At 43.8% G+C, this 24,281-nt stretch carries 23 protein-coding genes; 7 read left to right on the top strand and 16 right to left on the bottom strand.

Annotation, left to right across the window (positions count from 1 at the left end):
* Window positions 1-50 precede the first annotated feature (50 nt).
* Window positions 51-1,292, bottom strand: coding sequence for an extracellular solute-binding protein (locus tag IGI94_RS13480; RefSeq protein ID WP_061053285.1), 1,242 nt, complete (start codon window positions 1,290-1,292; stop codon window positions 51-53).
* 246 nt (window positions 1,293-1,538) lie between these two features.
* Here IGI94_RS13480 and IGI94_RS13485 point away from each other — a divergent pair, with 246 nt between their 5' ends.
* Complete coding sequence (locus IGI94_RS13485; protein WP_008380365.1) at window positions 1,539-2,447, top strand: ArsR/SmtB family transcription factor; 909 nt, start codon at window positions 1,539-1,541, stop codon at window positions 2,445-2,447.
* Between the two features lie 78 nt (window positions 2,448-2,525).
* On the opposite strand, the gene IGI94_RS13490 is transcribed toward IGI94_RS13485, so the two are convergent.
* The 6 genes from IGI94_RS13490 to IGI94_RS13515 all read right to left on the bottom strand — a co-directional run bounded on the left by IGI94_RS13490 (window position 2,526) and on the right by IGI94_RS13515 (window position 8,217).
* A complete protein-coding gene (locus tag IGI94_RS13490) occupies window positions 2,526-3,554 on the bottom strand; it encodes a Gfo/Idh/MocA family protein (RefSeq protein ID WP_060791480.1) in 1,029 nt (342 codons plus the stop codon).
* A gap of 24 nt (window positions 3,555-3,578) precedes the next feature.
* Window positions 3,579-4,547: a sugar phosphate isomerase/epimerase family protein gene (locus tag IGI94_RS13495; RefSeq protein WP_438899874.1), complete on the bottom strand. Its 969-nt coding sequence runs from the start codon at window positions 4,545-4,547 to the stop codon at window positions 3,579-3,581.
* Window positions 4,544-5,263, bottom strand: a complete 720-nt coding sequence (locus IGI94_RS13500) for a ThuA domain-containing protein (RefSeq protein ID WP_196043763.1) — start codon at window positions 5,261-5,263, stop codon at window positions 4,544-4,546. The genes IGI94_RS13495 and IGI94_RS13500 overlap by 4 nt, the downstream gene beginning before the upstream one ends.
* A complete protein-coding gene (locus IGI94_RS13505; protein ID WP_196043764.1) occupies window positions 5,260-6,012 on the bottom strand; it encodes a sugar phosphate isomerase/epimerase family protein in 753 nt (250 codons plus the stop codon). Before IGI94_RS13505 ends, IGI94_RS13500 begins: the two co-directional genes overlap by 4 nt.
* Before the next feature lie 30 nt (window positions 6,013-6,042).
* A complete protein-coding gene (locus IGI94_RS13510) occupies window positions 6,043-7,116 on the bottom strand; it encodes a Gfo/Idh/MocA family protein (RefSeq protein WP_005228203.1) in 1,074 nt (357 codons plus the stop codon).
* Between the two features lie 234 nt (window positions 7,117-7,350).
* Complete coding sequence (locus IGI94_RS13515) at window positions 7,351-8,217, bottom strand: AraC family transcriptional regulator (RefSeq protein WP_005233920.1); 867 nt, start codon at window positions 8,215-8,217, stop codon at window positions 7,351-7,353.
* Window positions 8,218-8,349: 132 nt separating this feature from the next.
* Between IGI94_RS13515 and IGI94_RS13520 the strand changes: the two genes are divergently transcribed.
* On the top strand, window positions 8,350-9,138 hold the full coding sequence (locus IGI94_RS13520; protein WP_438899876.1) for a PHP domain-containing protein: 789 nt from the start codon (window positions 8,350-8,352) through the stop codon (window positions 9,136-9,138).
* A 112-nt stretch (window positions 9,139-9,250) separates the two neighbouring features.
* On the opposite strand, the gene IGI94_RS13525 is transcribed toward IGI94_RS13520, so the two are convergent.
* The 6 genes from IGI94_RS13525 to IGI94_RS13550 form a co-directional block, all read right to left on the bottom strand.
* Window positions 9,251-10,189, bottom strand: coding sequence for a 2-dehydropantoate 2-reductase (locus IGI94_RS13525; RefSeq protein WP_005228196.1), 939 nt, complete (start codon window positions 10,187-10,189; stop codon window positions 9,251-9,253).
* Between the two features lie 265 nt (window positions 10,190-10,454).
* Window positions 10,455-11,417: an oxygen-dependent tRNA uridine(34) hydroxylase TrhO gene (trhO, locus tag IGI94_RS13530; RefSeq protein ID WP_087664604.1), complete on the bottom strand. Its 963-nt coding sequence runs from the start codon at window positions 11,415-11,417 to the stop codon at window positions 10,455-10,457.
* 107 nt (window positions 11,418-11,524) lie between these two features.
* Window positions 11,525-12,274 carry an alpha/beta fold hydrolase gene (locus IGI94_RS13535; protein ID WP_176257009.1) on the bottom strand — a complete coding sequence of 250 codons (750 nt, stop codon included), beginning with the start codon at window positions 12,272-12,274 and terminating at the stop codon, window positions 11,525-11,527.
* A gap of 100 nt (window positions 12,275-12,374) precedes the next feature.
* Window positions 12,375-13,247: a fructokinase ScrK gene (gene scrK, locus IGI94_RS13540; RefSeq protein WP_438899877.1), complete on the bottom strand. Its 873-nt coding sequence runs from the start codon at window positions 13,245-13,247 to the stop codon at window positions 12,375-12,377.
* Window positions 13,248-13,266: 19 nt separating this feature from the next.
* A complete protein-coding gene (locus IGI94_RS13545) occupies window positions 13,267-13,764 on the bottom strand; it encodes an LURP-one-related/scramblase family protein (RefSeq protein ID WP_005233908.1) in 498 nt (165 codons plus the stop codon).
* Window positions 13,765-13,767: 3 nt separating this feature from the next.
* Complete coding sequence (locus tag IGI94_RS13550) at window positions 13,768-14,643, bottom strand: SPFH domain-containing protein (RefSeq protein WP_438899878.1); 876 nt, start codon at window positions 14,641-14,643, stop codon at window positions 13,768-13,770.
* A 164-nt stretch (window positions 14,644-14,807) separates the two neighbouring features.
* Between IGI94_RS13550 and IGI94_RS13555 the strand changes: the two genes are divergently transcribed.
* The gene (locus IGI94_RS13555; RefSeq protein WP_087664602.1) at window positions 14,808-15,164 is read left to right on the top strand and encodes a hypothetical protein; all 357 of its coding nucleotides are present in this window, start codon (window positions 14,808-14,810) and stop codon (window positions 15,162-15,164) included.
* A 38-nt stretch (window positions 15,165-15,202) separates the two neighbouring features.
* Here the strand turns inward: IGI94_RS13555 and queG are convergent, their stop codons facing one another.
* Window positions 15,203-16,378: a tRNA epoxyqueuosine(34) reductase QueG gene (queG, locus tag IGI94_RS13560; RefSeq protein ID WP_087664601.1), complete on the bottom strand. Its 1,176-nt coding sequence runs from the start codon at window positions 16,376-16,378 to the stop codon at window positions 15,203-15,205.
* Window positions 16,379-16,637: 259 nt separating this feature from the next.
* On the opposite strand from queG, the gene IGI94_RS13565 reads away from it, so the two are divergent.
* From IGI94_RS13565 to dhaL, 4 genes are all read left to right on the top strand, one after another.
* Window positions 16,638-18,962 (top strand): HAD-IC family P-type ATPase, encoded by a 2,325-nt coding sequence (locus tag IGI94_RS13565; RefSeq protein ID WP_034872141.1) that lies wholly within the window; start codon window positions 16,638-16,640, stop codon window positions 18,960-18,962.
* Window positions 18,963-19,166: 204 nt separating this feature from the next.
* Window positions 19,167-19,571, top strand: coding sequence for a dihydroxyacetone kinase phosphoryl donor subunit DhaM (gene dhaM / locus IGI94_RS13570; RefSeq protein WP_005228160.1), 405 nt, complete (start codon window positions 19,167-19,169; stop codon window positions 19,569-19,571).
* Window positions 19,568-20,551 (top strand): dihydroxyacetone kinase subunit DhaK, encoded by a 984-nt coding sequence (dhaK, locus tag IGI94_RS13575; protein ID WP_438899879.1) that lies wholly within the window; start codon window positions 19,568-19,570, stop codon window positions 20,549-20,551. The genes dhaM and dhaK overlap by 4 nt, the downstream gene beginning before the upstream one ends.
* Window positions 20,552-20,565: 14 nt before the next feature.
* Window positions 20,566-21,171, top strand: a complete 606-nt coding sequence (gene dhaL / locus IGI94_RS13580; protein WP_005233893.1) for a dihydroxyacetone kinase subunit DhaL — start codon at window positions 20,566-20,568, stop codon at window positions 21,169-21,171.
* A gap of 78 nt (window positions 21,172-21,249) precedes the next feature.
* On the opposite strand, the gene IGI94_RS13585 is transcribed toward dhaL, so the two are convergent.
* Together IGI94_RS13585 and IGI94_RS13590 are read right to left on the bottom strand one after the other, a co-directional pair.
* Window positions 21,250-23,118 (bottom strand): acyltransferase family protein, encoded by a 1,869-nt coding sequence (locus IGI94_RS13585; protein WP_005233891.1) that lies wholly within the window; start codon window positions 23,116-23,118, stop codon window positions 21,250-21,252.
* Between the two features lie 198 nt (window positions 23,119-23,316).
* Entirely contained in the window at window positions 23,317-24,192 is an 876-nt protein-coding gene (locus IGI94_RS13590) for a YitT family protein (RefSeq protein WP_005233887.1), read from the bottom strand.
* Window positions 24,193-24,281 lie beyond the last annotated feature (89 nt).

The following is a 24,281-nucleotide window of genomic DNA, read 5'->3' on the forward strand; positions in this document are numbered from 1 at the left end:
ATTCTTTTTATGGTCGCTCTTCCTTCTGCCACAGCCTCTATGTGAGAAGATTATTTCATCTTTTCTTCTACAACTTTTTGGATCTCACCAAAAGTCGTTTGAATATCTGCTTTTCCTGTGATCATGTCCCATGAGCGATTATCATATTCACCAAAGATATACGATAAGCCATCAACTGCGTTAACAGAAATTGCCGCTTGTCCTTTTTCTGTCTTCAATAAGAAGGATTGTGGCATCTCAACATATTCTTCATTGTCTAGCATAGCTAAGGAAGTAGGATTTGCACCTGATTTGACCCACTCTAATTGGTTTGCTTGTAACCAAGTCAGAAAGTCGACCATGCCACTTTTCTTTTCATCGGAACGTTCCTCGTTCGTTTTGAACATTGCAAACTGATCGACGCCTGAACCTTGAATGATATGTTCCGCATCCCATTGAGGAGTAAATGTTTGGCCCCAAGTGAAGTCACTGATTTCTTCCATATTACTTAGCATCCATGTTCCTTCTGGAAGAAAAATCAGTTGCTGGTTTGCAAAAAGTTTATTTGCATCTTCACCATCTGGGACCATGTAGCCGGCATCGTACAGATCCTTAAACTCTTGAACGGCATTGTAAGAATACTCATTATCGATATTGATGTTTCCTTGTGCATCTTGCCATTCCCCACCCATTTGTTGGTAGAGATTCGAATAATTCTGCATGCCCCATGTATAGCCAAAACTATAGATACCATCTGCTTTTGCTTTTTCCCCAGCTTGTCTGATTTCTTCATACGTCACTACGCCATCATCCAACGCTCCTGGAACATATTTATCCACCAAATCTTGGTTGTAATACATCACCCACGAACCCATGGTTGCCGGAATCCCATATTGACTATCATCCACTACACCAGTGTCCCAAGCAGCTTCAACGTAGTTTTCCCGTGCCAATTCTGTCCCATCGATCATGTCATCCCAGGTTTCAAGCATGTCTTGGTGTTTGTACGTAGGCAAAGCTTCTGAGGCAATCAAAGCCAAATCAGGAACACCTTTCCCCGATTTCCCCGCAGTCGTCAACTTTGAAGTAAAGGTATCACCTTGCATGCTTACTAACTTCACTTTAAAGTCTGGGTCTGTTTCATTGTATTGATCAATCGTTTTTTTGATTTTTTCACCGTCTGGTCCTGTCGTCGAAGACCAAAGCAAAATTTCTGAATTATTACTTGAGCTACCACTCCCGCCACAAGCAGCTAACAACACTGTACATAATAAGCTTGTCCCTACTAAAACAATAGATTTACTTACTTTCATTTTTTACACTCCTTTTAATTTAACTAAAAAGTAAAATGACATCCAATTATCAATAAACATAATCGTTAGACTATCGTCAAATAATGTTTACACCGTAAAGTTACTATAAATATAAAGCGCTGTCAACATTATTTTAACAAGGTATAACCAAAAATTATATCATTTTACTATTTTGTAAATCCACAAGGTTGTGTTATAATTAAACCATCTTTTCATTAAACATTTTAGTATAACGAGGTGATCGCTATGGAATTGGATTTAACAAACGCATCTTTACCGATCTACGAAGCACTGGCAAATGAAACTCGCTTAGCGATTTTAAGAGAATTAGGCGATAAGAAGAAAAGCATCAGTGAAATTGGACAAAAATTAGCAATCAGCAATGCTTTAATGACCAAACATATCCGTAAACTCGAAGAAGCTCAGTTGATCAAAACCGAAAAAGGATCGGGGCAAGACTGGAAGAAAAAATATTTGTCTCTAAAAACTGATTTCATCAATATCAATTTCCCAGCAAAAGTGTTTCCAGAAATGAATCTAACCTCCCAATCTGTGAAAATCGGCCACTTCACCGATTTTAAAGCTGAGCCTTCTTGTGGAATGGCGACCAAAGACCGCTTGATTGGCGCCTTAGATGATCCAAAATCTTTTCTGGATCAAGAACGTGTTGATGCAAGTATCATCTGGCTAAATAACGGTTTTTTAGAATACAAAATCCCAAATCCTTTGAAAAATGGTGAAAAAATCGAATTACTCGAAATCAGTATGGAGATCGCTTCAGAGTTCCCAATTTCGAATAACTATTGGCCCAGTGATCTTTCCTTTTACTTAAACAATCACTGCATCGGTAGTTACACCGTACCAGGAAACTTTTCGGATGTCAGAGGTTCTCTGACTCCGCAATGGTGGATCGATGAGTTCAGTCAATATGGATTGCTTAAGCATTTACGCATCAATCGCTATGATACTTCCCTCGATGGAGAAAAATTAACAGATCACAACCTGAATGAAATCGACTTAGACCACAGTGACTTTTTCACCTTTAAAATTGCTGCACCTGCAACTGCCGAAAACGCTGGTGGTTTGACCATTTTCGGCGATCGATGGGGAAATTATCCTCAAGATTTATTGTTCAATTTTTACGTATCGGAATGACTGTTGTCGTTTCATTACACAAAAAAAGCACGTAGCGAAGAGAGATCACTCCCTCAGCTAGTGCTTTTTTCTATTCTCTTACGCTGTGGCAAAAATGCGTTCAATCAACTGCATCACTGCTCGGACTTCTTCGTTTTTAACGATAGGTTCGGCACCGTTGCGTACAACGTTGTAAAAATTCTTGTAGAAAGGTTCAAAATCCGCTTCGGCTTTCGGGAAAGGAATCTCTTTGGCTGCCAATTCCGATGGCGGTGCCATCGTTTTCGTCAAGCCAACGCCTGCTTGAACTGGTTTTGGTGCGGCCACGTCTTCGCGACCTGTTGCCTGAACCATTTCACCATTTAGATCCCAATCGGTGATGGTGGCTGTTCCTTCCGTTCCTTTGATGTACCAGCGAGGCAATTGCGTGTAATTGGAGGTTCCAACTTCCACGATTGCTTTGACCCCATTTTCAAAGGTAATCAAAGCGAAGAACCCATCATCGACTTCTTCCCCCAACACAAAGCTAAGATCCGCTTTGACGTCTTTCACTGGGCTGTCGATCAGCCATAGCATTTGATCCAGCAAGTGAACGCCCCAGTCTAAGAGCATTCCCCCGCCTTGTTTTTTCACATGACGCCAGTCTCCTGGGATGCCGTTTGCCCCTTGGACCCGTGATTCTAATTGGAACAAATCGCCGATCTGTCCATTACGGTACAGTTCGCGTACAAGTAAAAAATCAGGATCCCAACGGCGGTTTTGGTGAACCATAAAGGTATTGCCGGTTTCTTGGGCAACCGCCACGATCTCATCTAGTTCCGCAGTATTCAGCGCAACAGGCTTCTCGCAAACAACATGTTTGCCTGCTCTCAATGCAGCGATCGATAACTCTTTATGCAAGTCATTAGGTGTGGCGATCAATACTGCTTCGATCGTCTCATCGGCTAAGACTTCATCATAGCTTTTAAAGATCTTATGGCCTTTTTCTTGTGAGATCGCTTGACGTTCTTCATTGATATCGTAAGTTCCTACGATGTGGATTCGTTCGTTTTCATTTGGTAAGATATTGTGGACATGGTACGCACCCATGCCGCCATATCCGATTACTGCAAAATTGATTGCACTCATGTCTGACACTCCTCGGTTTTCTTCTTATGCCCACCACATGGATGAAGCTTCTTCACGGATCATAATCGTCTTCAAGTTGCTGATGGCACGATTCAGTCCTTCATCAATGGACATGATTGGATCTTCATGCTCAATACTCAAGACATAATCATACCCATAAATTCTAAGTGCAGAAATAATATCTGACCAGATTTGTAAGCTGTGGCCGCAACCGACTGAACGGAAGGTCCAAGCTCGGGTTTTGACATTGCTATATGGCTGCATGTCCGTCAAGCCATGCATGTTGATATTGTCTTGGTCCAAATACGTATCTTTGGCATGGAAGTGATGGATCGCATCGGCTTCCCCTAAGATTTTGACCGCTGCCACTGGGTCGATCCCTTGCCACCATAAATGACTTGGATCCAAGTTACAGCCGATGGCTTTACCCGCAGCATCCCGCAGTTTCAACATCGTATAAGGGGTATGTGCCAAAAAGCCGCCATGAAGTTCGATCCCAATTTTAACACCAGCCGCTTCCGCTTCCGTGTTGATGCCTTTCCAATAAGGAATCAGTTTTTGTTCCCATTGATAATTATAATTGTCATCGTATTCCGTCGGCCATGGCAATACTGGCCAGTTGACTTGTGTATCTGTTGCATTTCCGCCTGAAACGCCTGAAAATCCGTTCACAACAGGTACATTCATTAAGCTGGCTAATTTGATGGTTTTGCGCAAAAGTTCATCGGCTTCTTGCGCTTCTGCTTTTAATGGAGAGATTGGGTTGTTGTGACAGCTCAAAGCTGAGATTTCCAATCCTTTATCAGCTAATTTCGCTAAGTATTCTTTTCGCTCTGCTTCACTTGCTAGTAAACGGTCAATGTCTAAGTGGGCATTGCCGGGAGAACCACCGGTACCGATCTCGACGGTTTGGAGCCCTTTTTTCGCTACTTCATCGATCATTTCTTCAAAGCTAAGTTGATTGAATAACGGGGTAAAAACACCTAATTTCATTTTCTTTCCTCCTCAATTGCTTGAAAATGCCCATATGTTGGGTAACGATTTTCTGTTGGTGCACACCAGCGAGCCGCATTTTGGATCACTTTTTGCACTTTGGGATTGTAATAGCTGGGGAATGTCTCATGACCAGGCTGGAAATAGAAGATTTTGCCATTCCCACGGCGGAATGTACAGCCGCTACGGAAAACTTCACCACCAGGGAACCAGCTGACAAAGATCAATTCATCCGGCGCTGGAATATCAAAGTGCTCGCCATACATTTCCTCTTGCTCTAGTTCGATCCATTCGCCGACTCCTTCAGCGATTGGGTGGCTTGGATTAACATTCCAGATCCGCGCATGCTGATCGTCTACCCGCCATTTCAAATCGCACGACGTTCCCATCAACGTTTTAAAGATTTTCGAAAAGTGGCCAGAATGCAAGACGATCAGTCCCATTCCTTCCCATACACGCTGCTGCACACGAGCAACGATAGCATCATCGACTTCTTCATGCGCCATATGGCCCCACCAAACCAACACATCCGTGTCAGCCAATACTTGCTCCGTCAACCCGTGTTCTGGTTCATCAAGGGTCGCCGTTCGTACTTGAAAATCATCCTCTGCTAAAAAATTGGCAATTTGACCATGGATTCCTTCTGGATACATTTTTTTGACGGTCTCATTCGTTTTTTCATGACGAAACTCGTTCCATACCGTAACATGGATCATTGGTAGACCTCCTCTACGATGTCTTTTAATTGCAGATAATCAATCCCGCTGGCTTCTAAAGGAGCGAATTTTTGAAACGCTTCCTGCTCGACGATCAGCCATGGTAGTTCTAATGCTTTAGCTGCTTCTACATACGACTTAATTGGTAAAATCCCATTGCCGATCTCGGTGCTTTCCTGCGGCTGCTCTTGCATATCTTTGATATGAACCAAGCCGACCTTCGTTTCGCGTTCCTTTAGCCAAGGTAAAATAGCCACATTTGCAAAGGCTAACCAGTAAAGGTCGGCTTCCAAACGCAGTTGCGGATTGTCTTTGATCAGTTCATCGATCATGGATTTTCCAGCAACTTCAGTAAATTCATGGGCATGGTTGTGGTAGTAGCAAGTCAGCCCTTCTGCCTGCAATTTTTGGGTGATCTGGGTCAGCTCCGCAGCAAAGGCTTGCCATTTTTCCAAAGAATCAAAGCTGGCATACGGAATCACGATTCGTTGATTGCCAATCGTTTTTTCAAAAGCGACGGTTTCTTCAAAACGATCTTGCAATGCTTCAAACGGGATATGGGAAGCCGCGACCGCCAAATCCAACTGCTCCAGCATTTCTTTGATCTGAACAGCGCTGTGTCCATGATAACCGGCAAATTCAACACCGTCATAGCCGTTTTGTTTTACTGTTTTCAACGCATCAAAAAGATTTGTCTTGCAGTCCTCTTGAATACTCCAAAGCTGTAAAGCGATTTTCGGTTTTGTCATTTGTGCTCGCTCCTTTTCTTCCAGCAGTTCTTATAGGTAGACTGGCTCACCGGTTTGCGATGATTTGTAGATCGCTTCTAGAATCTCCGTCACGACCATTGCTTCTTCAGGTTTGACCACTGGTTCGGTATCGTTGATGATCGCATGGATCCACGATTGTGCTTCTAAAATTTCTGGCGTCTCCCCGTTTCCTTCATAAAAATCAACGCCGCCTGTTTCAAGTTCGATATTTTTTTCATACAGCAAGCTGTGGTCTTCCCCATTGATGGTCAAACCGTTGTTCATATCCGCACCGGCTTTGCTACCCATCAGTGTCGTTTTGGCTTCTTTCACATCCAAGCTGTTGAGCGCCCAGCTGGCTTCTAAGAAAATCGTTGCGCCATCTTCCATGACCACAAAACCAAAGGCCGAATCTTCTACTGAGAATTTCTCTGGGTCCCAAGGGCCCCAAGCATTTGCGGCATTTTTGGTTTGCGACAACTCATGATACGCTTTTCCGACAACAAATTTTGGTTTGTAATTGTTCATCATCCATAAGGTCAGATCCAATGCGTGGGTACCGATATCGATCAAAGGACCGCCGCCTTGCGCCTCTTCATCAAGGAAAACACCCCAAGTTGGCACAGCCCGACGACGGATCGCATGAGCTTTCCCAAAATAAATGTTTCCTAATTGTCCTTCGGCGCACACTTCATGAAGATAACGAGAATCTTTTCTAAAACGGTTTTGGTAGCCGATCGTGAGTTTTTTTCCTGTTCGGTTGGCTGCTTCGATCATTGCTTTGGCTTCTGCCGCTGTTTTTGCCATTGGTTTTTCACACATGACATGACAATCCGCTTCTAGTGCAGCAATCGTCAACTCAGCATGTGAGGCGTTTGGTGTACACACATGGATCACATCTAGATCAGCTTGTGCCAACATTTCTTGATAATCGCTGAATACTTGAGCATCTTCGGTCCCAAATGCTGATTTCGCTTCAACTGCACGTTCAACCAGCAGATCACAAAAGGCAACCATTTCTACTTCCTCTACTTGAGACAAGGCAGGCATGTGCTTGCCGTTTGCGATCCCACCGCACCCAATGATTCCAACTTTAACTGTCATATCTTTCCTCCTGAAAACGCTTATTATTTTCTACCCCCTCATTATAGCGAAACATCGAAAGCAGTTCTTCCCAGTTTCCATTGAAAAAATTCCCGAAAATTATCTTATGAAACTTTAACAAAAAGAACCACTCCACAATTTATGCAAAGCGCTTAAAAAAACACTATCGAGAAAAAAATAGTGCCAGATCAACAAAAAAACAGTCGACAAGCAAAGGCTCATCGGCTGTTTCTATCAATTTTGATTCAATTGTTTCTGGTACTGCAACGGTGATTGACCAACAGCTTCCTTAAAGACATGATGAAATGTTTTGACACTGGCAAAGCCTGCTTTTTCAGCGACTTCTGCCATCGGGATCTTTTCATTTGCCAAGATAAATTTGGCTTGATTGATGCGGTATTCCGTCAAAAACTGCATGAAGGTCTTGCCAGTATTGGTTTTAAAGAAACGCGTGAAATAATGGGGACTAAACCCTACATGTCTTGCGGTGTCCTCCATCGTCAAGACTTCTTGGTAATGGGATTCGATGTACTCAAAGACATCATTCAGACGCTGCAAGGTTTCTTTGTATTGTGCGGCCGTTCGTTTTAGTGGATTGACGGCTCGTTTTCGCTTTGGCAAGCTTTGATAGCACTCCCCGATCAACTGGTAAAGCAGCCCGAGAGTCAAATAACGCTTCCCAACAACATTTTCCTCTTCCAACTGATACAACTCGATCAAGAGACCTGTTATTTTTTCCGTAAAACTCGCTGGCCAATTTTTGCTGTGGGGCTCCCCTTCTTCAAAGAGTGTCATCAAGGATACTTCATTTTCTCGCAGCAACGGCTCTTCAAAAAGCTGCATATCAAATTGATAGACATAGCGTTCACTCTCAGGCGATGCTAGAAAATAGTGGGGTTGCCCGCTGGAAAAAAGATACAGATCCCCTTCCTCCAACTCAATGATCGTATCGTCAACACCAATATTCACCGTGCCACGCTTAGCGTAAATGATCTCGATTTCTTTATGGACATGGGGATAAACGATGGTCAAACCATCATTTAGAAACGTTCGAAAACGAAATTCACTTTCAAATTCAGGAATTTCAAGATACATACTCATGGCTGACCGACTCCTTCGCTCTATTCTTATTTATTATAAGCGAAAAATTGCCTAAGAGAAAACCTTTTCTCAGCCAATCATAGTTTCTTCTGCTTTTTTGTGGTATCGTATTCAAGAAAAGGAGTCTTGTTTATGAATTATTATGATCAACATCTGCATACATTTTTGTCTTTTGATTCAGATGAACAGTTTGAGAATTATCTAGCTTACCAGCCTGCCTACTTCGTTGCGACAGATCATTTCGATTTGAAGAACCCCTATTCGGGATTCCGTGATGATATTCCTGACTATGAATTACTAGTAAAAACCCACCAGAAGCTGCAAGAGACCACAGCGACGAAACTCTTAAAAGGCATCGAGATTGGTGTCGTGCCTGGTCAAGAACAAGAAATCTTGCGCTATCTTGAAAGCCATCCTTATGACTTGAAATTGATCAGTATCCATCAAAACGGTACCTTTGATTATATGGACGATGCCGTGTTGAAGAAGGACAAATTTGCAGTCGCCAAACAATACTTTGACCAAATGGCCCACGTGTTGGACTCGTTTCCAGACGGGCATATCGTGACCCACTTTGATTATGGCTTGCGTCGTTTCCAATTTACGGCTGAGGAGTTGGCCGCCCATTTTGAAACAGAGTTAACGACGATCTTCAAAAAAATCGTTGCCCGTGACTTAGCGATGGAAATCAACGCTAAGAGCTTTGGCCCCTATCAAAATGCCCACCTTTACCAATATGCTATCCCGCTGTATCAAAGTGTCGGGGGTAAATTGTTCACCCTCGGCTCTGATGCCCATAAAGCCAGTGATTATCGGTTAGATTTTGCAGCGATGAGCGATCTGCTGCGTTCCTTTGGTGTCAATCAATTAGCGGTCTTTCAAGGTAGCGAACGGTTTATGGCGGATCTGCCTGCTCAATAGCGTCACCTTTGAATGCACTCTACAACAACACATTTTCAATAAATGGACAAAAAAAACGGCGAACCCTAAAAGGATACGCCGTTTTTGCATGTTTAGAATAGATTTACTTAGGTTATTCTGCTGCTAAAATATCTTCCTTAGCATGGATCATTTGAGTCAAAAAGTCACAATAAGGCGTTGGCACTTGGTACTTGCGGCCTTTTCGCGAGATTGCGCCATTGATATAATCGATCTCGGTTTTGCGATGATTATTGATCAAATCTTGATACATGGATGGATAGTGCATTCCGATGCCTTCTGGATCATAGGTTTCTTCAATATGGTGGACTACTTCGGATACATCCAGTTCAACAGATTCATGGGCAGCAACTGCCGCAAATTCTTCCACGATCGTTTGGACCATCGCACGCGCCGTTGAGGTTTGTCCGAATTGGGCAATATTCACATTTAAAATCGAACACAAGCCATTTAGGGTGCCGTTGACACAGGCTTTGCGATAGATGGAGTAACGGATGTTCTCAGAATAAGACGCATTCAACCCAGCATCAGCCAAGACTGCCGCCAATTGACGGGCATCTTCTTCTTTCCCCGGTTCGATATTTTGCAGTTCTACAGAACCATCCCCAAACAAGCGAACATTACCAGGACCAATCAAGTCCGCCGTCCAAATGGTATTTCCTAAAAAGATTTTATCCGTGCTGACATATTTTTCAATCGTGTCCTCATGACCGATCCCGTTTAATAAGCATAAGACTTTCGTTTGCTCTCCGATCATCGGTTTGATCGTTTGCATCATTTGATCCAGTTGCATCGCTTTAGTAAAGACCAGGATCAAGTCTGCTTGTACAGTCGTTGGGATCTCATTTTGCGAATAGATCGAAAAAGGGACTGCGATCTCTTCACCGTTTAAGTTCGCTCGTAATCCGTGTTCACGGATCGCTTCGATATGCGCCGGCCAGCCGTCGATCAACGTGACGTCATTTCCGCCTCTTTTTAGCATAATAGCAAAACGGCTGCCCATAGCACCTGCACCAGCAATAACAATTTTCATCTGAATTCCTCTTTCCTCTTCCACAATTAGGTATAGTTTACTCTAAAATCGTGAAATATGCGAGAGCCTTGCGTTTTTTCTCGATAGGAAAGAAAAAAGAACAATTGGAATAGTTAGATTTTTCAGATAATTAAAAAACGGTCGTTTCCAATTTTGTCCATTCAAAAAGTCGCACGGAAGATTGAAAACTTGACTGAGCTAAACCAGTTTTCGGACTCACGTGCGACCCTTCTATTCAATTATTTCCTGTGAAACAGTTGTCGTTTTAGGCAGTGACTGTTTCATTGTTTGTTGCAAAGTTTTTTAGCCGTTCAGCTTTTTCCGCTTCTGTGATCCCATGTTGTTCCACGTAACGGTTGTGTTCGTGGATGGCACAATCATAGCTACAGGCACCTAAATGGGCAGCTTGATTTTCTTCAGAAGTCAAAAATTGGCGATTGCATTCTGGGTTGGCACAGTTTACATAGCGCTCGCAAGGTGTGCCATCAAACCAGTCGCGACCGATAACTTTTTTATCCACATGATTGATTTCCACACTAATGCGTTCATCAAAGACGTACATTTTGCCATCCCAAAGCTCGCCTTGAACTTCTGGGTCATTCCCATAAGCAAAGATACCACCATGAAGTTGGGCCACATCATCAAAGCCTTCTCGCAGCAACCAGCCTGAGAATTTTTCACAACGGATACCACCAGTACAATAAGTAACGACTTTTTTATCCATAAATTTTTCTTTATTATCGATGATCCATTGCGGCAACTCACGGAAGCTGCGGATATCGGGACGAACGGCTCCTCGGAAATGGCCTAAGTCATATTCATAATCGTTACGGGCATCGATCACCACGGTATCTTCATCTAACAAAGCTTCTTTGAACGCTTTAGGATCTAAATATTTTCCAGTCATTTCTAATGGATCGATGTCATCTTCCAGGTTCAATGAAACCAATTCTTTGCGCGGACGAACGAATAGCTTTTTAAACGCATGTTCTTCTACTTCATCGATTTTATAAAAAATCCCTTTAAAACGGGGATCAGCTTCCATTTTTTCCATATAGCGATTTGTTGCTTCAACCGTTCCAGAAAGCGTGCCATTGATCCCTTCATTGGCTACTAAAATACGGCCCTTGATGCCAATTTCTTTTCCAAATGCTAAATGCTCCTTGGCGAAGCTTTCCGGATCTTCAATTGTTGTATATTTATAAAATAATAAAACGCGGTATGTCAAACCAATTCCTCCTTTTTTTGCACCCTACAGTATAGGTTATCGCGTGACAAAAAACGAGTTTTATGCTTGTACCTTTTCACACAATCTTTTTCTTTGAGCAAACAGTGTCATGGATTGGTTTGATTGAGCTCTGCCACGAAAAAAGCTGTGACTTGATCCATCGTTTCTCCACGCACCAGATGGCGTTCTTCTCGCGAGATAAACTGCAGATTTGCTTCTGGATTTTCTGCCACAAAGGCTTCCACATCAGCATAAGGAATTTTCTCGTCTTGGGTACCATGCCAAAACAAAAGAGGACGCTGTCCTAATTTCTCTGGTTGAGAAGACAGATCGTAAGCATCCATCCAGCTTAAAAGCTGACCATAATCCTCGGGTACAAAGAACCCAGCAGCGCCAGCGTGCATTTGGATGCGGTCACGGTATTTCAACATGGAAGGAGAACCCATGATACAAGCTGCCGCTGTGATTTCTGGATGCTGGCACAATAAACCGCACGTGGTCATCCCTCCCATAGAGACTCCGCCAACTGCGATCTGCCCGTTGACCAAACCAAGGTTTTCAAAAAAATCGACTAAGTAAGAAAACTCAAATAGATTGGTTTGGATACTTTGCCAAAAAGTTAAAGAAGGAATCTCCGATAGCTGGGTCTTGCGCTCCCCATGATTGGCTGCATCGGGCAAGACCACCCGAAAACCTTCTCTAGCCAACTTTCTGCCTTGTGTCAAAACTAATTCTTTACTCGTCTGCCAGCCATGATAGTAAATAATCAATGGCAGCGGCTCATAAATCATTTCTTCAGGTACGACTTCTAAGACCGGAATATTTCCGATTTTTCTTTTTCGAACAGCTAATTTCATTCTTTTTCACCTCAGCTTAAGTATACAAAAAGTCGCCAAAAGCGCCACTGATACGCTGTAAAAAAAGATCATACCCGAAGAGTATGATCCGTTTTTTCGTTTATGAATGTAAGACCGCTTCTCGAGCCAATGCCAAACAACCGAGGGTTCCAGCGTTGTCTTCCAATGCTGGGGTCACGATATATTTGCTTAACTCAGGTGTTTCAACATACCCATTGACCAATTTTGCAAATGCGTCGTGGACGTTTTGCAGCATATGGCGTTGCTTCATCACACCACCACCAAAAATGATCACATCTGGAGAAAACATCAAAGTTGTATTGTAGGCACATTGAGCAATATAGGAGGCTTCGATTTCCCAATAAGGATCATCTTCTGCAACCTCTTGTCCTTTTTTCCCTAAGCGTTTTTCGATGGCGGGTCCAGCGGCCATCCCTTCTAGACAGTTGCCATGAAATGGACAGCTGCCAGCAAAGTCATCTTCTGGATGAGGGACGACCAGCATATGCCCCATTTCTGGATGACTAAACCCTTCGATAAAGCGCCCTTCTTGTAAGGCACCGCCGCCAACACCTGTACCGATCGTATAGTAAACGACACTGCTCAATCCTTTGCCAATGCCGAAGACATACTCACCATAGGCAGCCGCATTGACATCTGTTGTCCAAGAAATCGGGATCGGAAATTCTTTTTTCATGGTACCGATGAAATCAAAATTTTGCCATGCCAATTTCGGGGTTGAGGTAATGTACCCATAAGTGGCAGAATCGCGATGGATATCGATGGGCCCAAATGAGCCAATCCCAATCCCTGCTAAATCTGCTTGGTATTGTTTGAAGAAATCAATGACTAAAGGCATTGTTTCCTCAGGTGTCGTTGTCGGAAAGCTCATTCTTTCCTTGATCGTCATTTCTTCATCGCCAATGGCACACACAAATTTTGTGCCGCCTGCTTCAATCGAACCGTATAACATGCACATCGCTCCTTTTTTTCTAACTACTTGCTGAACTTGATGCTGCGGCATCATCTGCTTTGACGCGATCGATGGCTACCACTAATGCAATGATCAGGTCATCTAGATCTTCTTCATAGATCACGACTTCATAGGTATCGCCCCAAGAGATCCATTTTTTGTGGATCTCTGCGATCCGCTTGCCGTTGCGGTTGACCACAAAATCCATATCCCACCAATTGCCGTCCACATCGATGCCTTCTGCACTGATGGAATAGCGGGCTTTAAAAAATGTGAAATGTTTTTCTAAAACGATCGCTTCTTGGCCGTGGACTTCCACAAAAAATTTTGGTAATAAACTGAACACTTTTTTGGTGATCTCCGCGATCGGTCGCTGCTGCTCATTGAAGATCGTAAAACTTTTCGGGATCTTAAAAAAACTGCCTTCGACATAATAGCGAGGGTTTTGTAAGTCATCGGTCACGGTAAATTTTTCGCCGATGCTGAAAACCTTCTGTTTGATGTAAAGTTTCTTCAAATACTACACTCCTTTCTCTTTGACATCGCCCGTATTGATCACCGGCTGCGTGCCTTTATCGGTAATGATCGACACCAATAAATTATTGATCAGTTGGACTTTGCGGTCATCTGTGAAATTGATGTCCTGTCCGTCTTCGATTTGTTCTAACGCCATTTGTGTCATGGAGACGGCTCCTTCAACAATGATTTGCCGTGCTGATAAAATTGCTTTAGCTTGTTGGCGCTGCAGCATCGCACTAGCGATCTCAGTCGCATACGCGAGGTGATTTAAGCGGGTCTCTATGACTTCGACCCCAGCAACAGCTAATCGTTCCTGCAATTCTTTTGCCAGCTCCTCCGAGACTTCACTTGTATTGCCTCGCAACGTCAGATCATCGTCATTGAACGTGTCATAAGGGTATTGCGTCGCAATATGACGAATCGCTGTTTCACTTTGGATCTCAATGAAGTCTTGGTAATAATCGACATCAAACAATGCTTTAGCGGTATCTACAACTTTAAATACCACCACTGCCGAGATCTCGATCGGGTTTCCGTCTGAATCATTGACCTTCAACAGCGAACTGTTAAAGTTGCGAACTTTCAATGAAACATTGATTTTTTGGGTTAATGGGGTTGTCACAAACAAGCCGTTGTCTTTAATGGTTCCTAAATATTGCCCAAAAAAGAGGATCGCTTTGGCTTGGTTGGGTTGTACGATCGTTAACGAACTAAGGAAAAGAAACGAAACGATCCATAAAAGAAAACTGAGAACGATTTCGAGAACGCTCTCATTTACGAACCCATGATAAAACAAATAACCGCCGCCAACTAATAACCCGATTAGCACAACCAGTGCTAAATACCCATTCACATGAAATGTCTGTTTTTCTGTCATTTTTATTCCTTCCCTTCTTGCTCTTATCTTACCTTGGTTAAAGCCGCTGTGCAAATGTTCTTGCGCATATCAGCGACGATTCCCAATCAAGCTATTTTGTTTTCTGCAACTTTCCCGTTACAATTAAGGTAGGACAAAATTTTTCACAAAAAGGAGTAATTCTTATGGCACAAAAAATTGACTTAGAAACGAGTAAATGGTCGTTGGAATCGATCATTAAAACGGTCGGCACCGATCTTTCCTCTGTTGTGGAGATACAAAACAAAGACGGCATTGACGTTGTAGTGATCTCGAAAGACGAGTGGCAACATCTTTTGGAATTACTCGATGCGCGTCATGCAGAAGGCTATCGGTTAGAACAAGAGCTTCCTGAAGAAATTTTAATTGACGTTGCCGATACCGACAATCAGTATACAGAAGACGGCGAGTTAGAAATGGAACTGCCTGAGCGTGTGCATCCAGCACCTGATTTTGAACTGGATTCAGAAGAAATCGTCGAAAGTGATGACGTACTAGATTAAACAAAAAAGCAAAACGGCCCCGGGCTCGTTTTGCTTTTTTATATCTTTTTTTCTTGCCTTTTGGTAATGACTGCTTGCAATCGTTCGATGGCAGGCTGCAATTCTTGTAGCGCCTCTTCTTCGGGTTCTAACTCTGCACACCGTTGCAGTCGCTCTAACCACATTTCTGGTTCTTTGACGCCCAACTGGCCAATGGCCCAATAAGCCGTTCCTCGAATCACTGGGCGCACGTCTTCTGTCGCACAGCGCCAAATCGCTGGCAAGGCACTGCGATCCCCTACATTGGCTAAGGCGATGATGGCATTACGCTGCAACGGTTTTTTCCCCCGCCAAGAGCCAGATAGATGGCCAAATTGTGCCTTGAAGGCTTTGTTTGATAAAGACAGCATCGGTTGCAGTTTTGGATAAACGGTATCGACTTCAGGCTCCATCTCTTGATGAAAATGGAAGTCTTTCCCCCGATTATAAGGGCAGACCAGCTGACAAATATCGCAGCCGTAAATCACGTTATGCATCTTTTTGCGGTACTCTTCTGGCATCATACCCTTCGTCTGGGTTTGATAGGACAAACAGCGCTGGGCATTCATTCGACCATCGCCCAATAACGCTTTGGTGGGGCAAGCCGTCACACAACGCATGCAATCACCACAACCAAACGGGACTTCTTCATCTGGTTCAAGAGAGATATTAGTGACGATCTCCCCTAGATAAACAAACGAACCAAATTCTTCCGTAATCAGCAAGCCATTACGACCGATAAAGCCAAGACCCGCCCGCTGCGCTGCCGCCACATCCACCAATTCCCCTGTATCGACTTGCGGTGCGAAACGCCATTCGACTTGTTCTTCCATCGTTTGCGCTTGTTCTTTGATAAAGGCGATCAAGCGATCCAATCGTTCTCGCAAAATATCATGGTAATCGATGCCCCACGAGGCACGGGCAAACATGCCGCGTTTTTCATCCCGCGGGACTTTCTCTTTGATTTTTGTCGGATAAGCTAAAGCGATCGCAATGATCGTTTGCGGATTTTCAAATGTCCGTTCAGGATAGATACGCTCTTCGATCACGGGATGCTCAAAACCAGACGTATGACCTTTGGCTTTTTGTTCCCGCAAGGAAGGCTCCAATGCCAAAAACGGCTCCGCTGAAGCAAACCCGATTTTGTCAATGCCAAGCCGCTTGCTTTCTGCAATAATTTTTTCTTTTAAAGACATGCTCGCTACCCTCTTTTGTCCGCTAAGCATCTGCTTCTCGGCTTTTTCTCTTCCCCTATTATACGTAAGCACCTGAAAAAAGTCGATGGTGCGGTTTGTTCCCCCCGTTTTTTTCTTTCTTTAAAAGAACACGTGTTGATTGTTTAAGATTTTAATTAATTTTATCGTTATTTTCCTCGCAACGATTGCATTGCCTTTTTCGAATGCTAGACTAGATAAAGGAATTAGAAAGAAATGAACAAATGAAATGGAGATGCTTATGACTCAATTACCCACCGGCTTGACTGCAGCAGAAGTCGCCAAGAAAACCCAAGAGGGGTTGCACAATGATTATGAAACAAAAACCAGTAAATCAACTGCTGCGATCATCAAAGACAATTTACTGACATTATTCAATTTTCTCAATCTATTGATTGGCGTTTTTTTATTTGCCGTAGGCGCCTATTCCAACATGTTCTACTTAGCGATTATTTTTGTGAATATCACCATTGGGATCAGCCAAGAATTGCACGCGCGTAATTTAGTAAAAAAACTCTCACTTGTTTCACCGCAAACGGTACGAGTGATTCGAGATGCCCAAATCCATGAGATTTCAGCCAAAGAATTGGTCTTAGAGGACGTAGTTATTCTTGGTGCTGGGGACCAAATCCCCGCTGATATGACTGTGCTTTCTGGACTAGTCGAAGTCAATGAAGCGATGCTGACTGGTGAAGCCGATCTGGTTGTCAAAGAAGCAGGTGCTTCCTTACTCTCAGGGAGTTTCATCGTCAGCGGTGAAGTGACAGGAACAGTCCTTCATGTCGGTGCAGAAAACTACGCAGCAAAACTAAGCAATGAGGCAAAGGTCCACAAACCGATCCGCTCTGAGCTGCTTGCTTCGATCCGTAGTGTATCCAAATTCACCAGCTATGTAATCGTTCCTTTAGGGGTGATTTTGTTCTTCCAAGCCTTTATGATGCGAGATGCTGGGATCAAGGAATCCGTCGTCGTTTCTGCCGCTGCCTTATTAGGAATGTTACCAAAAGGACTTGTCCTGCTGATCAGTATCGCCTTGACGACAGGTGTCATTAAATTGGCCAAAAAACGGATTTTGGTCCAAGACATGTATGCCGTTGAAACCTTAGCGCATGTCGATACCCTTTGTCTGGATAAGACGGGGACGTTGACGGAAGGCCATATGGTTCTCGAATCGATCGTTCCTCTCCAAGCCGACAGCGACCCTAACATGCTCTTAGGGAATTATTTGGCAGCCAGTACGGATAACAATTTGACGATGCAAGCATTGCGTCAAGGCTGTCCTGAGCTAACGGATCATCAGCCGATCGACGTCGCTGCCTTTTCTTCACAGCGCAAATGGGGTGCTGTGGCTTTTGAACATCTAGGAAATGTCTATCTTGGTGCACCTGAAAAAGTCGCCGGCTCTGCTGCCTTGCCGCAAGTCATAGAAGCGCAAGAAGCTGGTCTACGGGTGTTGATTTTAGCCGTAGAAACTGATCCAAAAACGCCGACATCCTTTGACCCAACCAACGCACAAGCGGTGGCTGTCTTGATTTTATCCGATATCATCCGCCAAAACGCAGAAGAAACCTTGGCTTACTTAGCGGATCAAGGCATCGATCTAAAAGTGATCTCTGGCGATAATCCAATAGCTGTCGCAGCGATCGCCCATCGTGCAGGCCTAGCGAATGCCGATCAAGCCATCGATCTTTCTACCTTAACGACCGAAGCAGAAGTCCGAGAAGCTGCGACACGCTATACGGTCTTTGGTCGTGTGACTCCTGAACAAAAGAAACTACTCGTTCAAGAATTAAAAGCCAATCAACGGACCGTTGCCATGACGGGTGATGGCGTCAACGATGTGTTGGCACTACGGGAAGCCGACGTCAGCATTGCAATGGCTGCTGGCGACAGTGCGGCTCGTCAAATCGCTAACTTTGTCTTATTGGATTCTGACTTTACTACGTTGCCAGATGTTTTATTTGAAGGACGCCGCGTCGTCAATAACGTGACCAAAGCGTCGGGAATCTTCTTTATCAAGACGATTTACAGCTTCTTGCTCTCATTGGTTTGTATCCTGACATCCAGCGCCTTTCCGTTCTTGCCGATCCAAATCACATTGATCGACTTAGCAATTGAAGGTTATCCATCTTTCTTCCTTTCCTTTGAAGAAAACAAAGCACCGATCAAAGGTCGTTACTTGCCGACAGTCTTGCTCAATGCGTTGCCAAATGCCTTGTTGGTGTTAGTCAATTACTTTGCGATCCGCTTTTTACAAACCGATTACGGTTGGTCGCAATTTGATACGACGACCTTGTTGTACTATTTGTTGATCGGGATCAGCTGTATCGCTGTGATTCGCGCTTGCTTGCCATTAAATCCATTGCGATTGTTCTTAGCGATTACCACTACCGTGGGGATCTATGTCGCAGCAATGCTTTTCCACGGATTGCTGGAAGTCGGTTTCTTGACCGCCGTAACATTACCTTACTTCCTTGGCATGATGGCATTGAACATCTGCCTGTACGTGGGGCTTTCTTTCCTAACGAAGCGCTTTTCAGCCAAAGTGCTCGTTAAACAATCCTAATTGATTTTGCAGCATCGCTCTTTCTTGCTTTGTCCAGAAAGACGATGCTGTTTTTTTATCCTCTCCATAGGTGCAACCATACAAGAAGAAAGAAATTTGGTATACTGAACCTGTAGGCGGTTTCAACAAGGACGGTGTTTCTTTGGAAAAGGCAACCCCCTTGTCAAACAGCCAAATTTAATCAGAAAGTGTTGGTGAAATTGGATGAAAAAAAGTATTTTACTCGTTTCTCACAGTCAGCAACTCACCGAAGGATTAAAACAGATGATCGAAGAAATGGCTGATGGCGAGTCAGTCACGATCTATTCTTTAGGCGGGACAGCAGAAGGAGAGCTGGGTTCTGACGCCACGAAAATCGTGGATGCCGTCAACGAATCCGCAGATGCTGAACTGATCTTAGTCTTTGCCGATCTAGGCAGTGCCGTTTTGAATGCCGAACTTGCTTACGACATGCTGGAACCTCAGCAACAAGAACGCTATCACCTGATCGACGCGCCGCTGGTGGAAGGTGCCTTTGCTGCAGCAATCACCGCTGGTTTTAGTGATGATTTGGCGCAAATCGTTGCAGAAGCAAAAAAAGCAGCCGAGAAAGGATGGCATGAAGCATGAAAAAAATCATTAATGATCCCTCAATGATCGTAGAAGAAATGTTGGCTGGTATCGTAGGCAGTTATCCTGAACTGGTCCATCAAGTCGCCGACTCACGGGTGATCGCTAAGAATAATCAAAAAGAACAAGTCGGTCTTGTTTCTGGCGGTGGGAGCGGACATGAGCCGGCCCATGCTGGCTTTGTCGGTGATGGGATGCTTAGCGCCGCCGTTTTAGGCGATGTCTTCACCTCCCCGACCCCCGACCAGATTTTGACGGCTATCCAAGATTCTGATCAAGGACAAGGCGTCTTGTTGATCGTCAAAAACTATACTGGCGATATCTTGAACTTTGAGATGGCCAAAGATATGGCAGAAATGGAAGAGATCACAACGGAGATCGTGGTCGTTGATGATGATATCGCTGTTGAAAATAGCACCTATACTGCTGGGAAACGAGGAGTTGCCGGTACGGTTTTAGTCCACAAGATTTTAGGCGCAGCTGCACGTAGTGGTGCCAGCTTAAGTGAATTAAAAACACTGGGCGATGCCTTGGTTGCATCGATCAAAACCATTGGGGTCGCATTAAAAGCGGCAACAGTTCCTGAAGTTGGGAAACCAGGTTTTGACTTAGCCGATAATGAGATCGAGTATGGCGTGGGTATCCACGGCGAACCTGGTTACCGTCGAGAAAAACTGAAACCCTCACGTGAACTAGCAAAAGAGTTGGTGGAAAAAATCTTGGCGGATTATGAAAAGACCCCAGAAAAAGTCGGTGTCTTGATCAACGGTATGGGTGGTACGCCGCAAATGGAGTTATTCGTTTTTGCCAATGATGTCGCGAAATTACTCGCAGAAAAAGACATCCCTGTCTCCTTCCATAAAGTCGGCAATTTCATGACTTCCATCGATATGCAGGGACTTTCACTGACCTTGATCGACTTCAGCGAAACGGATCACACCGATGCGTTAAATGAAACCGTCACAACAATAGCCTGGTAAAGGAGCGAATAGAGATGCAATTGACAACAGAAACGGTGCAAGCATGGTTAGATACCTTCACGAAAGAAATCGAAGCAAACAAGGCCTATTTAAGCGATTTAGATACACCGATCGGCGACGGTGACCATGGCAACAATATGGCACGCGGCGTAGCCGCTTATCAAGAAGCTTATGCCAAACAACAGCCAACGACGATCAGCGATACCTTTAAAGTCTTCTCGATGGCAATGATCTCAAAAGTCGGCGGCGCTTCGGGTCCCCTTTATGGTTCGGCGTTTATGAATATGACCAAAGCAACGAAGGAACTAGAAACAATCGACTCCTTTGAACAATTAGGTACGATCGTTGAAGAAGGCTTGACCGGTATCAAAATGCGGGGAAAAGCTGAGTTTGAAGACAAAACGATGGTCGATGTGTGGCAACCTGTCGCAGAAGCCTTGAAAAAAGGTGAATTGACCAAAGACACGATCGAAGCAGCGAAAGAGCATACCAAAGAACTAGTGGCTAAAAAAGGCCGTGCCTCTTATGTTGGTGAACGTGCCATCGGTCATATCGATCCCGGATCGGCTTCTAGTGCGATTTTATTTGAGTCTTTGTTAACGGTGATAGAAAAGGATTAAAAAAACGATGCTCTTACAAAATACCGTTTAAGACAAAAGACAAACCTTATGATTGCATAAGGTTTGTCTTTTTCTTGTTTATTCCTCTTGTAAAATCGTTTGGGCAACTAGCTTCACGTATTGATCCATGCCATCTGGATTTGGATGGACCCGATCTTCATAGAACCAGGACTCTTGATCATTACTCAAATCATACCAATCGATCAAGGTCATATTGTCGTATTTTTCCGCCATGCGCTCCAACATCCGATTGACTTCATTTTGCCAACGCTGTGTCGGTACCCGTACATTGATCCAGTAGACTTTGCGATCACCGATCTCGTTCATAAAACTGTCAAATTGGGCTTCTGTAAAGGAACCATTCGTCCCTAGCCCCACAAGGACGGTATCCCGCAAAAGATTTTTTTCTTTCAAGTCTTTGATCAATTCAGGGCTCGCATACAGCTGGCGCCCAACATCCCCATCAACTACCGCTTGGGTAAAGACTTCTTTCAAGTCAGCCGTTGCATCCAGCATCACAGAATCACCAAAAGCCGTGATTTCAAGAGATTCCGCTTTTTTCACTTGGGCTGCTGTTAAATCATACTTTTCCATGATATTTTTTTCATCTTCACTCGTGTTTGCCTCATCATCCGCTTCATTTCCTTCAGCATTCGCATTCTTTTGCGATTGCTCTGCCGCTTTTTTATTGGCAGCAATGTTGTCTTTCAACTGCTGCTGCTGGGCATCGACATAATTCGTCGGTGCAGTCACGACGCCAAACAAAGCAACGAGGGTAATGAGTAAGCTGGGCACTAACCACGGTTTTTTCCAACTAAAAATTGGTTTACTGAACCAACCGCGGACCGTTCTGAATGTATCTTTGTACTGGAATTTACGCATTGGGTTTTCGATAAACCGATAGGACAATTCACTGATAAACAAGATCAAGAATAGTTCCACTAACGTGTGCATCAGCACGTTCTCACCGATATTTCCCACTTTTGCTTCGTAAAAAATCATCACTGGAAATTGATACAAATAGATCCCATAACTGCGCTTGCCGATATAACTGAAAATCGGATTACTCAATACACGATTCAAACTGGCTCCGGGATGAGCGGTGACTGCCACAAGAATCGTACATAGGATACTGATCAAGAACATGCCGCCATAATAGACAAAGGTCAAATGATCATCTAAGAAAAAGAACGCTGCGATCAGACCAGCCAAGGAAGCAAAACCAGAGATATTTAAGACCCGTTTGGCTTTTTGCGGTATCTCTTTCTTCAAGTGGGTACTTGGCCAAATGAATGCTAAGGCACTCCCCATCCAGATCGAAAAGAGCCGCGTATCTGTTCCATAATAGACCCGTGTCGGATCAGCGCCTGGTGTGTAAAGGACCGCTAACAGAATTGCCGATAAAATCGTGACTGCGGCAGTAAATTTAAAGGCGCGATGCCTCTGCTTGCCGATTTTCATCAACAAAATAAACACTAAAGGCCAAATCAGATAGTTCTGTCCCTCCACAGCCAGTGACCACAGATGGGTAAAGGGGGATTCATTGCCGAACCGATCAAAATAGGATAACCCATGATTGATCTGCCACCAGTTGTTGTAATACAGCAGCGAGCTAACAAAAACCCCGCGCAAATTATTCAGCAGGTTTCGCTGGAACAAAGTGATATACGCTGCTGAGATAAGCAGCATCACCACCATTCCTGGATAGAGCCGTTTCATCCGCCGAATATAAAAATCTTTGACTTTGATTTTGCCGTTTTGATCCCATTCTTGCCTCAGCAAGTCAGTGATTAAATAACCTGATACGACAAAGAATACTGGAACTCCTAAATACCCGCCTCGCATATGAGTAGGTAGTAAATGATATAAAATAACGCCGATGACTGCCAAGGTTCGAATGCCGTCAAACCCGGTAATATAGCGGCTTGTGCTTAAACGTTTATTCATTTTTCAACCACTTTTCTCTAATTGATCCAATTGTTTCATAAAAAAACAATTTCAGCATGAACGCTATTGATTCCATACTCTCATAATTTACCAGAAATCCCCCATATAAAGCTAGCAACATCTGCTATATTTCAAAAAAATTAATTTTTGGCGAAAAAAAAGTACTTCTATAAAGAAATACTTTTTTCAACTCCTTTTTTACAGTTCTTCTTCATAAAACCGACCCAAAATCTGGACATTTTCCGCAATACTAACAAAGGCTTTTGGATCGGCTTCTTTCATAGCACTGCGCAGCATCGGCAGTTCAAAGCGTGTGACTACCGTCAGCAAAACCGTTTGTTTGTCATGCTTGTAGGCTCCTTCGGCTTCATTGATGATGGTAATGCCTCGCCGCATATGTTTTTGGATCGTTTGAATGACTTCTTCTGGGTTGCGAGTGATGATCGTCACCTGCATTTTCTTTTGCTTCGTAAAGACCGCATCCGTCACTTTTCCACTGACAAAAATCGCGATTGCACTATACAACGCATATTGCCAGCCAAACAAGATTCCGGCGGCGAACAAAATAACAATGTTAAAGAAAATCGATATCGAGCCGATCGTCTTCCCTGTCCGTTTGCGGATGGCAATGCTGACAAAATCCAGCCCTCCGGAAGAAAGACCATTCTTCAAGGCATAGCCGATCCCCACTCCATTGATGGCACCACCGAAAATCGCACAGATCATCGGGTCCGTCGTGACGGTTTCTTCTGGCAAAATTTGCACGAATAAGGATGTCAATAAAACAGTGATTCCAGTAAAGATCGTAAATTTGTGGCCGATCTTAAACCAGCCAAGAAAAAATAATGGCACATTCAACAATAATAGCGCAAGGGATAAGGGGATATAAAACCCGATCCATTCTCTTGAGATCGTAGTAATGATCTGAGCGACACCGGTAATGCCGCTGGAATAAATATTGCCCGGCTGATAGAAAAAATTGACCGCAATCGATGCCAGCAGTGCGTACACGATCGAGAATGAAAGTTTGTTGGCATATTCCGGATGAGGGAGCCATTTAAACAGAGGAGTCATTGCATTTCATAGCCTCACTTTTTTGATTTGCCTTTATTATACTTCAGCACATAAAAAAAGAAACGAGCAATGAAAGAAATGGGTGAATT

The organism is Enterococcus sp. AZ149 (assembly GCF_051714285.1).
GTDB lineage: Bacteria > Bacillota > Bacilli > Lactobacillales > Enterococcaceae > Enterococcus_D > Enterococcus_D entomosocium.

What these genes read in the sequence shown, in the direction of transcription:
- IGI94_RS13490 (WP_060791480.1), bottom strand. Translation starts at nt 3,554, where the DNA reads ATGAGTGCAATCAATTTTGCAGTAATCGGATATGGCGGCATGGGTGCG.
- IGI94_RS13555 (WP_087664602.1), top strand. Translation starts at nt 14,808, where the DNA reads ATGGCACAAAAAATTGACTTAGAAACGAGTAAATGGTCGTTGGAATCG.
- dhaM (WP_005228160.1), top strand. Translation starts at nt 19,167, where the DNA reads ATGAAAAAAAGTATTTTACTCGTTTCTCACAGTCAGCAACTCACCGAA.
- IGI94_RS13510 (WP_005228203.1), bottom strand. Translation starts at nt 7,116, where the DNA reads ATGACAGTTAAAGTTGGAATCATTGGGTGCGGTGGGATCGCAAACGGC.
- IGI94_RS13480 (WP_061053285.1), bottom strand. Translation starts at nt 1,292, where the DNA reads ATGAAAGTAAGTAAATCTATTGTTTTAGTAGGGACAAGCTTATTATGT.
- IGI94_RS13505 (WP_196043764.1), bottom strand. Translation starts at nt 6,012, where the DNA reads ATGACAAAACCGAAAATCGCTTTACAGCTTTGGAGTATTCAAGAGGAC.
- IGI94_RS13495 (WP_438899874.1), bottom strand. Translation starts at nt 4,547, where the DNA reads ATGAAATTAGGTGTTTTTACCCCGTTATTCAATCAACTTAGCTTTGAA.
- IGI94_RS13535 (WP_176257009.1), bottom strand. Translation starts at nt 12,274, where the DNA reads ATGAAATTAGCTGTTCGAAAAAGAAAAATCGGAAATATTCCGGTCTTA.
- scrK (WP_438899877.1), bottom strand. Translation starts at nt 13,247, where the DNA reads ATGTTATACGGTTCGATTGAAGCAGGCGGCACAAAATTTGTGTGTGCC.
- IGI94_RS13515 (WP_005233920.1), bottom strand. Translation starts at nt 8,217, where the DNA reads ATGAGTATGTATCTTGAAATTCCTGAATTTGAAAGTGAATTTCGTTTT.
- dhaK (WP_438899879.1), top strand. Translation starts at nt 19,568, where the DNA reads ATGAAAAAAATCATTAATGATCCCTCAATGATCGTAGAAGAAATGTTG.
- IGI94_RS13550 (WP_438899878.1), bottom strand. Translation starts at nt 14,643, where the DNA reads ATGACAGAAAAACAGACATTTCATGTGAATGGGTATTTAGCACTGGTT.
- IGI94_RS13585 (WP_005233891.1), bottom strand. Translation starts at nt 23,118, where the DNA reads ATGAATAAACGTTTAAGCACAAGCCGCTATATTACCGGGTTTGACGGC.
- IGI94_RS13520 (WP_438899876.1), top strand. Translation starts at nt 8,350, where the DNA reads ATGAATTATTATGATCAACATCTGCATACATTTTTGTCTTTTGATTCA.
- IGI94_RS13525 (WP_005228196.1), bottom strand. Translation starts at nt 10,189, where the DNA reads ATGAAAATTGTTATTGCTGGTGCAGGTGCTATGGGCAGCCGTTTTGCT.
- IGI94_RS13500 (WP_196043763.1), bottom strand. Translation starts at nt 5,263, where the DNA reads ATGATCCATGTTACGGTATGGAACGAGTTTCGTCATGAAAAAACGAAT.
- dhaL (WP_005233893.1), top strand. Translation starts at nt 20,566, where the DNA reads ATGCAATTGACAACAGAAACGGTGCAAGCATGGTTAGATACCTTCACG.
- IGI94_RS13565 (WP_034872141.1), top strand. Translation starts at nt 16,638, where the DNA reads ATGACTCAATTACCCACCGGCTTGACTGCAGCAGAAGTCGCCAAGAAA.
- IGI94_RS13485 (WP_008380365.1), top strand. Translation starts at nt 1,539, where the DNA reads ATGGAATTGGATTTAACAAACGCATCTTTACCGATCTACGAAGCACTG.
- IGI94_RS13590 (WP_005233887.1), bottom strand. Translation starts at nt 24,192, where the DNA reads ATGACTCCTCTGTTTAAATGGCTCCCTCATCCGGAATATGCCAACAAA.
- queG (WP_087664601.1), bottom strand. Translation starts at nt 16,378, where the DNA reads ATGTCTTTAAAAGAAAAAATTATTGCAGAAAGCAAGCGGCTTGGCATT.